Below are 15,059 nucleotides of genomic sequence, written 5' to 3'. Positions count from 1 at the left end.
CTAACATTAGCTTAACCTCTAGTCTTGCTCCATGAAAACAAGATTTATATGGGGGTTATTAAAATTTGTTGTTTAGAGGTTACTTTAGTATGCAGAGTTCAGGATGTAGCTTCTTATAGAGCCACACCAAAATTTCTTTAATTAAAAGTATCTATTTTCTACAGATTAATCTTTAATAAAGGGCAGTTCCTAACTAGAGCGATCTTGATATTTAGGTTACTCCTTAGAATAATTTTGAAAACTATTTTAAACATAGGAAAATTTGCTAAGACTTACCCATAGATTGATAATTTGTGGCTTTCATCCACTGGGCAAGCCCCGTGGTTTTTCGCCACTATCTTTATAACCTATGCGATTCATCCGCCGCCTACGCTTTAGCGTAGGCGTGGGCATTCTTGCTAATTGATGTTAAAATAGAGAGCTCTTTAACGCTCTTTATAGATTAAAAGAGCTTTTTCTAGTAATATTTGTTAGATTGCTAGAATCAAAGAACTAGATTTTCTCATATCTTTCTAGTTCTTTTCGCCAAGAGAATAAGTTTCTGCTCTCTTGCTCCATGAGGTTTGATGCTGCGCAAAATAAGTTTTAGTTCACGCTGCACAGATCAATTTTTTGGTAAAACTAGAAAGGAGAAAGTGGTTTTAATCTGCTTATTTAAATGATGGGATTAGAACCGCTATAGTTGTCATGAACATTAACTATCTAGATTTTGAACAACCAATTGCGGACTTGCTTGCTCATATTGAGGAGCTCAAAAGATTAAGTACCTCAGTTGGTGACAATGTTGATTTGTCTAAAGAGTTAAAGCAGCTTGAAAAGAAGAATGTAGAGCTTACCAAGAAGCTTTATTCATCTTTAAGTGCTTGGCAAATTTCCCAGCTATCACGTCATCCAATGCGTCCTTATACTTTAGATTATGTATCACGCATTTTTACTGACTTCCAAGAATTAGCTGGTGATCGTGCTTTTGCTGATGATAAGGCTATTATTGGCGGTATGGCTCGTTTAGACGGTATGCCTGTTATGATCATTGGCCATCAAAAGGGCCGTGATACCAAGGAGCGTACTTTACGTAACTTTGGTATGCCTCGTCCAGAGGGCTACCGTAAGGCTATGCGTTTAATGCGTTTAGCTGAGCGCTTCCATGTTCCTGTATTAACCTTTATCGATACCCCAGGTGCTTATCCTGGTGTAGGCGCTGAAGAGCGTTCTCAGGCAGGTGCTATTGCTGAGAGCTTAAAGCTGATGAGTGATTTAAAGGTACCTGTAATTTGTACCGTTATCGGCGAAGGTGGTTCTGGTGGTGCGTTAGCCATTGGTGTTGGCGACCGTGTTAACATGCTCCAATATTCTACTTACTCAGTAATTTCTCCAGAGGGCTGCGCTTCTATTTTATGGAAGAGTGCAGAAAAGGCCTCTTTAGCTGCTGAGGCTATGAATATTACTGCCGATAAGGTTAAGTCCTTAGGTTTAATTGATGAAATCGTACCAGAGCCATTAGGTGGCGCACATCGTGATTATGATGCTATGGCTGCGAACCTAAAGAGCTGCATTTTACGTGAGCTTGAGGCTATTAAATCTCTTTCTGTTGAGGAATGCTTACAAGCTCGTTTTGACCGTTTAATGAGCTTTGGCTACTGTTAATTTTAGCTTTAAATTAGCAATCTGATATTTTTAGATAGCGCCCACCCACATTTTGTGGAGTGGGCGTTGTCATTTTTACTCAAGATTACGTGGAGCGGGCGCTTAGCTTTCTAAGAGCAGGTGCTTAAGTTTATAGCTGGGGTAGGGGATCATGTTAGAAACGCTCAAATATAACAAAATTGTTAGTGAGCAATTGTTTAATGAGGCTTTACAAAATTTTCGAGGTCTCATGAGCTCACTGCAAGAAAAGCCATCAGTTAAAGCTAGTGCTAAAACTTCACTAAATGACTATAAAATTTTAGGCAATGCGCCTTTAGTAAAGGAACAAGGTATTGCAGCCTTAAAGGTTATTCACCGCCATAAGCAGTTAAATAGTCTGGCCTTAACTTTATTAGAGCGTCTGGCATCTTATGTTCATGATAGTATTGAGCTTTTTAATGAGCTTAATAATGAAAACTATCGCGGTTTAGTAGTAGGAATGTCAGGAGGCGCAGACTCTACTTTAGCTTTGGTATTAGCTTGTTTGTTAAGAGATAAATATGGCTATCAAGCTTTAGCTGTGCACTGTATTCATCGCTTAGATCCTGATGATGATATCTGGCTTACTAATAATCAGTTGTTATGTGAGCGCCTTAAGGTGGAGCTTCGTACCCCTGTGTTAAATATTGTCTATGGCAATGGTGTATCGCCAGAGGACAGCTCTCGCAGTGAGCGTTATAAAGCCTTACTAGCAAATACTAAAGACAAGAGTGATTGTTTAGTACTAGGCCATCAAGCTGATGATCAAGTTGAGAGCTTTTTATTGGCATTAAAAAGAGGCTCAGGCCCACATGGCCTAAGAGGCATGCGCTTATTAATTCAAGATGAGCGTGGTGTGATTTTAAGACCTTTATTAAGCTTACACAAAATTGAGGTTGAACAAATTTTAGTATCGCTTAACTATGATTATGTTTTTGACCTTTCCAATCACTATTTAAAATTCGAACGTAATTTTATACGTCTTAAGGTATTACCTAAATTTAGAGAAAGATTTAGTGCTATTGATCGCTCTATTTTACGCTCTCAAGCCTTATGCGCTAGTGAGCATGATTTAGCGCAGCGTTATATCAAAGAGCAATTGCCTAAATATTTAAAAACCAGTGTAGGTTCTTTATCTTTACTACCTAAATTTGAGTTTGATTTTAATCAGCTAGATTTATCCGATAGTAACTTAGTTACCATGCTCTTAAGGGCTTTTTACCAGGAAGTTATCCAAGGTGGAGTGGACTTTAATGTTATCGAGCGCTCTTACGAGCTGATGGTAAAAGACCATGATAAAAATGGCTTAATTGAGCTTAATATGCCTAGCTCTAAGTTAAAGGCCTATCATGAGTACTATGATGCTAAGTCAGAACTTACTTTATGTGCTGCTACTTTTCTTAACTCTCTACAAGTATTTATCAAAGATAGTGCTGATGACTTACTTGCTCTATCAGGAGTTCATGAGCTTAAACTCAATGAGACTTTAAATATTGGCCCTTATAGCTATTCTCTTGCCCCAAGCGCAAGCGCAGGCACTAAAGGTGCTGCCTTTTCGCTAGGTAATAGCGCTAGCGTGTTATTAGATTTTAATAAGACAGGCTCTTTAAAACTAAAGCCTGTAGAGCGCCGCCATAGCCGTGAGCTTAAAAAGCTCTTTATTGAGTATCAAATTGCCCCTTGGTACCGCAAGGCTCAGCCTTTAGTAAAAGATCTTAGTTCCAACAAAATTCTTGCTTTAGGAAATGTATTTACTAATGATGAGACAGGTATTAATCATGACTTGTACAGCTTGGTAATTAAGCGTCGTAAGTTTTAGTAGGGCAAAAATAAAGACGGCCTACTGGGATGAGTGTAGGCCGTCAGAATGTGGGATAGTATTAAAAAAAACTTGTTTAGGGATACCTGCTATCTTCTAACTAACAGGTTGTTTTCGCTTTCTGTAGTATTAGAGGATGTTTTTTTAAAATAGTTCCATATTTTTTGAAATTTTTCCAAATTTTTTATAAAAACCCTAATCTCCTCCAGATAAGCATAGTACAAGCCTTTCTTACCTATCATGCCCACCCCTCCGTAGTGCGTCGTATCGCTGCACACTGCTGCATAGCGCACAGCAGTGCGGCGCTGCGCCTAGCTCCGCCGTGCACAGACACTAGCAGCTGCGCCAGCGCAAGCAGCTGGCACAGCTGCTACGCTTTCTTGGGAGCTTTTGGTTCTTATTCTTAGTTAGGGGGCAGATTGCTAGTTTGGAAAGTAGGGGCAGCTTAGCTGTAGAGTTTGTGATCTAAGTGTAAACTTAGATAAGTAATAGCTACAGATAATTAGGATAAGGCGCTATCATGGTATGATCTATTAGATTTTGTTTAATTTTTTTAGAGCCTCTCAACTGGTGCATAAATAGACTTTTTAGTTTGAGAGAGCCTTTTGCTTGTTGAATTAAGTTTGTTAGGTAGGATTATTACTTAGCACGCTCGATATCTTTAAAAGGGATTTTAGACATGGCATTGTCAATTAAGCTTACTGCTTTAGCCTCTGTTGCCTCTTTGGTTTTATTATCTGCTTGTAATAGCACCACTGCCAATAATAAAGATAGCGAGCAGTTTAGTTTAAAGACCAATCGTGCTATTGAAAGCCGTTTGATGAATGATTATGAGCTGATTAAAACTGTTTCCAGTCAGGTTGATCAAAGTAATATTTACGATGAGTCCATGCAGCCAGTCAACAAGAAAGAAAAGTGTCTCTTGCCATTTATGGTAAGTGATGGCTCTAATACTAAAATGTACTGGGATGGTCAGTGTGAAAATGGCAAGGCAGTAGGCTTAGGTCGTGCTGTTCGTACTCTTAATGATAAGAAAATTACTGAGTTATTATTAGAAATTGATCCTAAGGTTAAAGATACCTTAGTGAGTTATTTACGCTATGACGTAACTACTAGCGAAAGTGAGATTGGTTATTCTGTAATAGAGCTTAAAAACGACAAACTCTCTGGTCATTGTGCAACCTTAGGCTATAAGGATGAAGACTGGCGCAATGGCTCTTTTGAATTTACTTATCGCTACGAAGACACTCCAAATTTCGTCAGCTATACCAAGATCATTGATCTCTTATCTGGTGAGTTTTCCTCAATTATTGCTTATCCAAATTTCAGCCACGATCTGTTAAATGCTCGTGATAATGTGCTCTCTAATATTGATCGTACTTATCGCTTATTAGAAGGACGTACCATGATGGGTATTTCCTATATTTGGCTTAAAGATGGTCGCTTATTATTAAAGGATAATGCTACTGGTCAAGACAGCTTAGCTACTAACCATCCTAAAGAATTAGAGGACTTTGTCCAAGACATTCAAGATAAGGTTAGTGTGCAAGTTGATAAAGTTAATACAGAGGTTGAAATAGGCTTTAGCAAGGTAGAGGAATATTCACAGCAAAAGTGTAAGCGTCCTGAAATGTTCTTTAAGGGTGACGAAGTTAACTATGTCTGCGACTATTTATTTAATGTTAATGCCGCCTATGATGAGCTAGTTCAGGCTAAGGAATTACGCTCTCACGAAATTGATTCTTATCGTCAAAACCAAGAAGAGCGCCTCAAAGAAATTGATAAGCACATTAGAGCTTTCAACAGAGTTAAGCTCCAATAGTTGTAAGCTTTGTACTATTAGAGCCTTGGTAGCCCAGTCTCTTTAGTCTTTAGAAGGCCATTACAAAAAAGAGACTAAGGCCTATTAAATGGCTCTGGCCTCTAAAAGAGTTAAAAGAATAAAAAAAAGCCCTCAATATTGCTATTGGGGGCTTTTAGTTTGCTATGAAACGGTATGATTCAGACTTGATGTTAGCCCAGGCTTTTGCCTGGCCATCTACCTGAGCTTTGGCCTGGGCTTTAGCCTAGGCTTAGGCCTTAGCCTCGTCAGAGGCGGCGGCAGCTTCGGCCTCGGCCTTGGCTTTAGCCTCGGCTTGAGCTTGTTCGTGAGCCTTGATGCGCTTTTTAGCTTCGATCATGAGTTCGCGTTTAGCCATTTCAATTTGTTCTTTGTTGACTTCCTCGTCCTCACGATAGCCCTCTCCACCACGATCATCCTCTTCTACCTTGTCACGAGGTGCATCTTCGATGGTGACCTTAAGGTGGTCGTGTTCAGCAATTAAGTCAATGAGGCGCTCACGTAACTTAAGTTTTTGCTCTTTAAAGAAGTAAGAAATAGCAACATTATTGCACTCAACAATGTCATTATTTAAATCGTACATGTTGTCATCAATGTAATGATCGGCAACATAATGCTCAGTACCATTAAGCTCTGGTGCTACTACGCTATAGAGTAAATCATTGGTACGAATAGCACGGCCTACACGGCTTTCGCTAATGCGATAGTAAATAGCCTTATCAAGATTAGGCTCAGTGCCAAGAGCTAATAAGTTTTCACCTAAATATTGCTCAGTGCTATCTTGACCCATAAGAGTTGCTAGCGTCTTAGCTACGGACTCTAAAGAAACGAGCTCATCAATTTCTTTGTGCTCTTTAATAGCACCACCGCCAATTACTAAAGGTACATGTGAGCTGTTGGTATTGGCAGTGCGGGCACCATCATCAAAGCCATTAAAGTGCTTGTCTTTATTACGGCAATTAAAATGATTACCAGATAAGGAAGTAAAGACAATAACAGTATTATCGTAAATACCGTCAGCCTTGAGCTTTTCAATAAGTTTGCCTAAATTCTCATCAAGCTTAGTTACTTGAGATAAATAGCAAGGAATATCTCTACGGGTACCAGTGGAGAACACTTGAATATCAAATGGAGCAAAATCACCTGAATACTTCTTTGATAACTCTTCGTCAGCAGTATCATAAATGGTGTATTTTTCCATAGCATGGAAACGTAAGTTGATCTTAAGATCATTCTTTTCAGGAATTGAGACTAGCTTTTTCTCAACGACTTTCTTAGCAAATTCCTTTTCTACTTCTTCTTCTATTAATTGAAGATCATGATCTTGCTCTTCTTTGGTCTTTTGGTGAGCTTCGCCTTGGCAAATGGTCATGAAAAATGGCTTGCTCTTGTCGCACTTTTGTAAGAAGTCTAAAGCCATATCAGTAATGCAATCACTGCGATAGCCTTCAAACTCGACCTTATTACCCAATTCGTCATAAACATAACCACCCTTTTTTAAAGAGGAGGTTAGATTAATATCATGGGCACCACGCCAAAAAGAGTTAAAGCCACCACGATTTTCAGGCTTTACGCTATCTTTTAATTCGTTTTGGTTGTTGCTACCTAATTGCCAATTACCAATAAAAGCAGTGTCATATCCCTGATCATGAGCAACATGAGCTAAGGTACGAACATTTTGAGGTAATAAACTAAGGTTGGTAAAACACTTAGTTTGATCGATTTCTAAACCAGTAAGCAAGTTAGCCTTCATAGCTACTGGGGCAGCAAAAGCACTAAAAGCCTTATTAAACTTTACACCTTGGCTAGCCATTTCGTCTAAAACAGGGGTGGTCGCAAAATTTTGACCGTAACAGCTGCAAGAGTCTGCTCGTTGTTTTTCTGTAACAAAGAGAATGATATTTGGTCTAGTTAAGTTTTTTGCGTCCGACATACTGCTTTCCTTTAGCTAATTAATTAACAATTTAATCTATCGGCATAAAGCGGGCTAACTGTTGTTAGCCATTAGATAATCTAGATAATACAAGCAAATTACTTGCCGAATTACTTGTTTAATAAGTTATAGGTAAAAAAATTGGCCATGTAAAGCATAACTTTAACATGGCCAACTTTTTTGCACAGCTTGCAGAAAACCTTTGATAAATAAAGAATCTCTGCAAGCTGTGCAAGGAAGACCCTGCAATAAAGCAGGGCTTTTTAAATAAGGAGCGCGATTAAGCTAAAGACTTGATCTTGCTAGCAAGTTCACTCTTGTGACGAGCTGCCTTATTCTTGTGGATTAAACCCTTGCAAGCTGCGCGGTCTAAAACTGGCTCAGCTTCCTTAAATGCAGCAACAGCAGCTTCCTTATTGTTTTGAGCAACAGCTGCGAGAACCTTCTTCATTAAGGTACGCATCTTGGAACGAGCAGCAACATTACGTTGACGGGACTTCTCAGAGAGAAGAGCGCGCTTCTTTGCAGACTTAATATTAGGCACGAATAGCTCCTGAAATATTTTTCAAAGTACTTTAAAAAGATTTGAGCCACCAAACTACCGTAATTAAAGGCTGCCTGTGGCACTAAACGCGGTATTATATCAAAAGCAATAATGAAAAGTGCATATATGTGAGCTTTATAGACAAAAAAATTCTTGATTTTCAATAAAATGGCATAAGAAAGCCATTTTGCTAAAGTAGCTTTTGATGAAAATATTGCTTTAAAACCATTAAAAACTCTAAGTAAGAGCAAATAGTCTGTTTATTTGGGGTAAAATTCAGCCCAAATGAGCACGGCTTAATTTTTGCTTTAATCGTCTTTATACAAGTTGTCAGGATTTAGTGGTTAGCTCAAGTACAGTCCTAAATCCTGACAACTTCTATCAAAGAGCAAAAGTGCCAAGGAGAGAATTTTACGTGGATATGAACTTAAAAAAGCAGGGGCTTTTGGGGCTATTGTTATCTTTAAGCCTCTTTGTCAGTGGTTGTAACTCTAATAGCCCACGTGAGCCTATCAATTATGCGCCAGTAAATAGTTCTACTATGAATGAAGATGGCGAGCCATTGAGTGAAGAAGAATTACAAGCAGCTATCTTAGCTCGTGCTGAGGCTATTAAAAAAGATTGCCGTGAGCGTGGTGGTAAGAGCTGCGAGGTTATGGCTTTAGAGGCTCTTTCTGATTATGAGCTCAAAGGCAACTTTGATGATCTTAAGAGTGCTATTGTCTTGGCTACTAAGGCCTGTGGCAGTGATAGACGCTACTGTTTAATTAAAGGCGATCTCTTTTTTAGAGCCTATAAAGATGGTTTAAATATCGAAACTTGGTTGCCTGGTCGCTACATTCGTGATGAGCTTACCGATGCTTATACTATGGCTACTCAGTCAGGTGATATTGCTATTGCAGGTGATGCCTTTTATAAGTTAGGTTTAGTTAATACCGAATTTAAAAATACTGCCTTAGCACAAAAGAACTTTGATTTAGGCTGTAAGATTGGCGGTGCTAACAATTGTGTTAGTGGTGCTGAGCAATTAACTAAGCTTGGCAAATCTGATAGTTCGTTAGATGCCTATAAGAAGGCTTGTGAGTTTAATAACTCCTCTGCTTGCCTACGTTTAGGTGACCGTCTCTATGAGATTAAGAAGTATAAAGAGGGCAATGATGCTTACTCTAAGGCTTGTGATCTCAAAGATGGTAGTGCCTGCCAAGCTTTAGCCGAGCGTATGGTTAAAGCCAAAAAGTTCTCAGAGGCTGCTAGTGCTTACCAAAGATCTTGCGATTTAGGCAATATGGATTCTTGCGTAACTTTAGCTCGTTCTAAAGTACGTTCAGGCAATTTAGATAAAGCTTTAGAGCTCTTTAATAAAGCTTGTGATGCTAATAATAATGTAGCTTGTCAATTTGTTGGTGATTACCACATCTTTAGATCTCAAAGCGCTCAAGCTCAAAGCTCATTAGGCAAAGCTTGTTCTGCTCAAAATGCTCAGGCTTGTTATGAGCTTGGTTTAAACTCTGGCAAGAGTGGTCAACAATATTTAGTTCAAGCTTGCAATTTAGATCATAAGCTTGCTTGCACTGCCTTAATTGCCTCTTATGGCACTGTCTCACCTGAGGCTACTAATGCTTATGGTAAGTCTTGTGATAGTGGTAATAAGGATTCATGTATGCAGCTTGCTAATAGTGCTATGCAGCAAAATGATAATGCCACTGCTAATCGAGCCCTAACACAAGCTTGTAAGCTTAACTCTCCAGTTGGTTGTGAGCAGTTAGCTATGAGTGACCTTAGCCAAGGTCGTTATGATTCAGCTATGCAAAATAGCATTAAGGCTTGTAACTTAAAGTCTGGCACTTCATGTATGCAGGTAGCTTTTGCTTATGCTCAGGGAGTAGGGGTTAAAAAGAATTTAAACCAAGCCAGCTCCTACTATAACAAGGCTTGTAAGCTCGGTCTTAAGGATGCTTGCTATATTGTTAATGGCAAGTAATTAATAATATTGGCAATATTTAATTAGCATATAGGCTATGTATGAGGCCTTCATACATAGCCTATATCTTTTTTTCTTTAAATATTGGAAAAAGCCATGGGCAAAAATTGCGCACTCTTGATATTTTTTGGGGCATGACTGGTAGGTAAAAATTACTTAAAACGGTGTTTTTATGCTTCTTTTTGTGCAAATTCAGAACAAATTTAACTAAAAATACTAGTTGTGCTGTTTATATGTGCTTTTTTAAAAATTGCAAGAGCATTGGCCTTTTGGGGTTTATGTGCAAATTTATTGCACAATTGTAGTGCTATAAAGGTGATCAAATAGCGCACAAAGCCGTTTTTAACGCTATAATTGTCATCTACTTTTATATAGCTAGCTATAGCACGCTAGTAAAAATTTTTAGATATTGGTTTTCCTGGTTGGCTCTGGGATTTGTTTTTAGTGATTGGGGATTGCAAGTATCATGCGTCTTTATCGTTGGTTGTCTGATTTTCATGGAAGCACTAAGGGAGTTGCCTTAGCTATAGGTAATTTTGATGGCTTTCATGTGGGGCATCAGGCGGTAATCAGTTGCATGCAAGAAAAAGCTCGTAAGATGGGCTTAGAAACTGCAGTATTAATTTTTGAGCCCCAACCAATGGAATTTTTTGGCCGAAAGGTGCCAGCTCGCTTATTTAATATAAGAGATAAGTTAAGAGTATTTCGTGCCTTCGGTATTGATAACGTCTTTTGTATTAGCTTTAATAAAAAGTTTGCTGATCTTAATGACGAAGAATTTGTCAAAGTTCTTAAAGAGCAAATGGACGTTAAAAGCGTCACTGTAGGTACACCTTTTAATTTTGGTAAAGGTGGAGCTTATTCTTTTGAGAACTTGGCTATGCGTTGCCAAGAACAAGGAATAGAGTGTTCTTCAGTTGGTAAAGTTGAAGAGCAAGGCGTGCGCATTTCTAGTACTTTAATCCGTGGTCTTGTTGAGCAGGGTGATTTTGTTACCGTACAGAAATATTTAGGCAGACCTTATTCTATTTCAGGCCGTGTGGTACATGGCAATGCTATTGGCCGAACCTTAGGCTTTCCAACCGCCAATATCAATTTAAATCGACGTATTTGCCCTCTTAAGGGCGTATATGCCGTAAGGGTTACTTGTCCTTTTGGTGTCTTTAATGGTGTAGCTAATGTAGGTTATAGACCTACTATAACCATTGAGACTCTGCATTCTTTACTTGAAGTTCACATTTTAAATTTCTCTGGTGATCTTTATGGCAAAGAAATCGAGGTGGCATTTAAACATAAGATCAGAGATGAAATGAAGTTTTCAGGCTTAGATCAATTGGTTAAACAAATTGCTGCTGACAAAGATAGGGCACAATATTTACTTAGTCTTGACAACCCTATTTTGGTTTAATGTAGTTTAAACCAAGGGTATTACTGTTAATCGTTAAATTTAGGATGCATCCAATGGCAGATTACAAGTCAACTTTAAATCTTCCACAGACTGCTTTTCCAATGCGTGGCGATTTAGCCAAGCGTGAGCCTAATATGCTCAAGAGCTGGGAAGAGCGCAATCTTTATCAAAAGATCAGAGAGTCCCGTAAGAACTGCAATACTTTCATTCTTCACGATGGCCCTCCATATGCCAATGGTAACATCCACATTGGCCATGCGATTAACAAGACTTTAAAAGACATTATCGTAAAGGCTAAGACCTTATCTAATTTAGATTCTCCTTTCGTTCCAGGTTGGGACTGCCACGGCCTTCCTATTGAGTTAAAGGTAGAGGGCGAGGTAGGCAAGCCAGGCGATAAGATTGATGCTGCTCAATTTAGAGAAGAGTGCCGTAAGTACGCTAAGCGTCAGATCGCTGCTCAAATGGTTGATTTTAAGCGCTTAGGTGTTTTAGGCGATTGGGATCACCCATATTTGACCATGAACTTTGATACTGAGGCTAACATTATCCGTGCCTTAGGTAAGGTTATTGAAAATGGTCACTTCGTGTTAGGTTACAAGCCAGTTTACTGGTGTATGGACTGTCAGTCTGCTTTAGCTGAGGCTGAGGTTGAGTACTATGATGTAACCTCTGATGCTATTTATGTTCGCTTCTTAGCTCAAGACCAAGATGCTGTATTAAAGGCTTTTGGTAATGTAGAGCCAAGCACTGGTGATATCAGCTGCGTAATTTGGACTACTACTCCTTGGACTTTACCTGCTAACCGTGCTATCTCCTTAAACGAGAGCTTTGACTATGCTTTAGTTGCCGTTAAGGGCGAAAAAGAAGGTCGTTATATCGTTGCTCAAGACTTAGTTGAGAACGTAATGAAGACCTTAGAAATCGCTGAGGAGAACTACAGCATTGTTGGTACTTGTAAGGGTAAAGACTTAGAGCTCTTAAAGTTCCATCACCCATTTTATGATATTTGCGTACCTATCATTTTAGGTAACCACGTAACCTTAGAAGCTGGTACTGGCTGTGTTCACACCGCTGGTGGTCACGGTTTAGACGACTATGCTGTATGTATGAAGTATGGCATTGAGATCTTTAACCCAGTAGGCCCAGATGGTTGCTTCTTAAAGGATACTCCTTTATTTGCTAACTTAAATGTATTTAAGGCTAACCCTGAGGTAATCAAGGTTTTAGTAGAGCGTAATGCTTTATTAAAGGCTGAGAAGATCACCCATAGCTACCCACACTGCTGGCGACACAAGACTCCAGTTATTTTCCGTGCTACCCAGCAATGGTTCATTACCATGGATGGCAATGGCTTACGTAAGCGTGCTCTTAAGGAAATTAAGGGTGTACGTTGGATTCCTGCTTGGGGTCAAAACCGTATTGAGGCCATGGTGTCACAGCGTACTGACTGGTGTATTTCCCGTCAACGTACCTGGGGTATGCCTTGCGCCGTATTAGTAAATAAGGAAACTGGTAAGATTCACCCACGCACCAGCGAAATTATTGAAAAGGTTGCACTCGAGGTTGAAAAGAAGGGTATTCAAGCTTGGTGGGATCTCAAGGTTGAAGACTTAATCAGCCCAGAAGAGGCTCCTTTATACTATAAGGATCCAAACACCTTAGACGTATGGTTTGACTCAGGTTCAACTCACTTCTCTGTAACCGATCAGCGTCCAGAGTTCCGTGGTCATAAGGCTGACTTATACTTAGAAGGTTCTGATCAGCACCGTGGTTGGTTCATGTCCTCCTTAATGCTTTCTGTAGCCATGAAGGATAGAGCCCCATACAATCAAGTATTAACCCACGGCTTTACTGTTGACCAGCACGGTCGCAAGATGTCCAAGTCCTTAGGTAACGTAATTGCTCCTCAAGAGATTTGGGACAAGATGGGTGCTGACGTACTCCGCTTATGGGTTGCTACTAACGATTACACTGGTGATATTGCTGTATCTCAAGAGATCTTTAAGCGCTCTTCTGATGCTTACCGTCGTATTCGTAACACCATCCGTTTCTTATTAGCAAACTTAAATGGCTTTGATCCACAAGAGCACATGGTTAAGTTTGACGAGATGGTTGAGCTTGATAAGTGGGCCGTTTCTTTAGCTAAGAAGACCCAAGAGGAAATCGTTTCTTACTACGATAATTATGATTTCCACTTAGTAGTAAAGACCTTAATGCGTTTCTGCTCCATTGAGCTTGGTTCTTTCTACTTAGACATTATTAAGGATCGTCAATACACTGCTAAGACTGATAGCTTAGCCCGTCGTTCCTGCCAAAGCGCTCTTTATATGATTGCAGAGTGCTTAGTAAGATGGATTGCTCCAATCTTATCCTTTACCGCTCAAGAAGTTTGGGAGGTAATGCCAGGTAAGCATGACGAGTTCGTATTCACCGCTACTTGGTTTGATCACGAGAACTTAAAGGCTATTGATGAGAACTCACAGTTCAATTCAGCTTACTGGGAGCGTATTTTAGCCTTCCGTGATGAGGCTAACCGTGCTATCGAGCAAGTACGTAATGAAGGCGTAATCGGCGGCTCCTTAGAGGCTGAGGTTAATGTTTACGCTCAGGGCGACTTAGTCAAGGATTTACAAGCTTTAGGCAACGAGCTTAGCTTCGTACTCATTACCTCTAAGGTAACTGTAAACGAGGGTGAGGCTCCTGAGAATGCTGTTGTTTGTGAACTCAATGGCTCTAAGGTAGGCTTTGTAGTAACCAAGTCTAACGCTCAAAAGTGTGAGCGTTGCTGGCACTACGAAGAGGGCGTTGGCTCTGACAGCGAGCACCCAACCTTATGCCCACGCTGCTTAGAGAACATCTTACGTTTCGGTGAGAAGCGCTTATTCGCCTAAGCACCAGCTAAAGCTTGCAACCATCTAGCTAGCAGCTGGGCAAATGCCAGCTAGCTAGCCAGATAGCAAGATAGCTTGCTAGCTAAAGGCTAGCCTATTAAAAAGGCCACTGTTTTAAATTTAAAGCAGTGGCCTAATTTTTTCATTTGTATCAATAATTGGGCTTTGGTATTATCTAGCTAAGCTTAGTGTTAGGCTGTTTCAATTGAGCCTTATTATTGTTTTATTGTGTAGATTTTTATTGTGTCTAGAAATTCCAGCTCTATTTTTTCCAATACTCGCCAACGTAATGGCGGTCGCTATTTGTTATTAAGTATTCTTGTAATTGTATTAGACCAAATTACCAAATACTGGTGTGTGGGTAATATTGATTACAATACTCGTGGTATTGAAGTCTTACCTTTTTTTAATCTAGTGCATGTTTACAATTATGGCGCTGCTTTTAGCATGTTTGCTGATTGGGGCGGGGTACAACGTTACGTGCTCTCAGGCATTGCTCTTTTTATGGCATTAGTCTTTGTGATTATGCTCTTAAGAACCAAGGCTTCGCTAAAGGGCCATTGCATAGCCTATGCGCTCTTTATTGGTGGTGCTATAGGTAATTTAATTGATCGCCTCATGCATGGCTATGTAGTCGATTTTCTCTTGTTCTACCTAAAAGATGAGCAGGGCAATATTACTTGGGCTTATCCAGCCTTTAATGTTGCTGATATTGCTGTGTGCGTAGGTGCCTTCTTAATGGTGGTCTTAGCCTTCTTCTCCAAGGCCAAATAGCTAAGCTAAGCCCAGCTGCGCTTAGCTTAGCTCAGCTGAGCCAAGCACAGCTTAGCACTGCTCTGCTAAGCAGAGCTTAGATAAGCTTAGCTAAGCCCTGCGCATACTTGTGCTGCTCTTAGCATCCCAAATAAAAGCAGAGCCCATGAAAAGGGGCATGACTAACATGCCCCATCATGAGCTCTGGCTATAGTTTAAGCTTGC

Annotated in this window: 9 protein-coding genes; 7 read left to right on the top strand and 2 right to left on the bottom strand. The window is 39.8% G+C overall.

The genetic code is table 11. The annotated features are described in order from the left end of the window. Nucleotides 1-687: 687 nt before the first annotated feature. The 3 genes from accA to MXE38_RS08040 all read left to right on the top strand — a co-directional run bounded on the left by accA (nucleotide 688) and on the right by MXE38_RS08040 (nucleotide 5,303). On the top strand, nucleotides 688-1,644 hold the full coding sequence (gene accA, locus MXE38_RS08050) for an acetyl-CoA carboxylase carboxyl transferase subunit alpha (RefSeq protein ID WP_246913787.1): 957 nt from the start codon (nucleotides 688-690) through the stop codon (nucleotides 1,642-1,644). 151 nt (nucleotides 1,645-1,795) lie between these two features. Further along, a complete protein-coding gene (tilS, locus tag MXE38_RS08045; protein WP_246913785.1) occupies nucleotides 1,796-3,481 on the top strand; it encodes a tRNA lysidine(34) synthetase TilS in 1,686 nt (561 codons plus the stop codon). Nucleotides 3,482-4,160: 679 nt separating this feature from the next. Continuing rightward, entirely contained in the window at nucleotides 4,161-5,303 is a 1,143-nt protein-coding gene (locus tag MXE38_RS08040) for a hypothetical protein (RefSeq protein ID WP_246913783.1), read from the top strand. A gap of 250 nt (nucleotides 5,304-5,553) precedes the next feature. On the opposite strand, the gene MXE38_RS08035 is transcribed toward MXE38_RS08040, so the two are convergent. Beyond that, a complete protein-coding gene (locus MXE38_RS08035; RefSeq protein WP_246913781.1) occupies nucleotides 5,554-7,254 on the bottom strand; it encodes a sulfatase-like hydrolase/transferase in 1,701 nt (566 codons plus the stop codon). A 280-nt stretch (nucleotides 7,255-7,534) separates the two neighbouring features. Then, nucleotides 7,535-7,798, bottom strand: a complete 264-nt coding sequence (gene rpsT / locus MXE38_RS08030) for a 30S ribosomal protein S20 (RefSeq protein ID WP_246913779.1) — start codon at nucleotides 7,796-7,798, stop codon at nucleotides 7,535-7,537. Between the two features lie 421 nt (nucleotides 7,799-8,219). On the opposite strand from rpsT, the gene MXE38_RS08025 reads away from it, so the two are divergent. From MXE38_RS08025 to lspA, 4 genes are all read left to right on the top strand, one after another. Beyond that, nucleotides 8,220-9,779 carry a hypothetical protein gene (locus MXE38_RS08025; protein WP_246913777.1) on the top strand — a complete coding sequence of 520 codons (1,560 nt, stop codon included), beginning with the start codon at nucleotides 8,220-8,222 and terminating at the stop codon, nucleotides 9,777-9,779. A gap of 466 nt (nucleotides 9,780-10,245) precedes the next feature. Next, nucleotides 10,246-11,187: a bifunctional riboflavin kinase/FAD synthetase gene (gene ribF, locus MXE38_RS08020; RefSeq protein WP_246913775.1), complete on the top strand. Its 942-nt coding sequence runs from the start codon at nucleotides 10,246-10,248 to the stop codon at nucleotides 11,185-11,187. Between the two features lie 53 nt (nucleotides 11,188-11,240). Further along, nucleotides 11,241-14,081, top strand: coding sequence for an isoleucine--tRNA ligase (gene ileS / locus MXE38_RS08015; protein ID WP_246913774.1), 2,841 nt, complete (start codon nucleotides 11,241-11,243; stop codon nucleotides 14,079-14,081). Between the two features lie 243 nt (nucleotides 14,082-14,324). Then, the gene (gene lspA / locus MXE38_RS08010; RefSeq protein ID WP_246913773.1) at nucleotides 14,325-14,855 is read left to right on the top strand and encodes a signal peptidase II; all 531 of its coding nucleotides are present in this window, start codon (nucleotides 14,325-14,327) and stop codon (nucleotides 14,853-14,855) included. The last annotated feature ends 204 nt before the right edge of the window (nucleotides 14,856-15,059 follow it).

Source organism: Anaerobiospirillum sp. NML120448, assembly GCF_023050945.1.
In the GTDB taxonomy this organism is placed as follows: Bacteria; Pseudomonadota; Gammaproteobacteria; order Enterobacterales; family Succinivibrionaceae; genus Anaerobiospirillum.
Note: the sequence above shows the minus strand (reverse complement) of the source record. Positions and strands in the feature narration are given on the sequence as shown.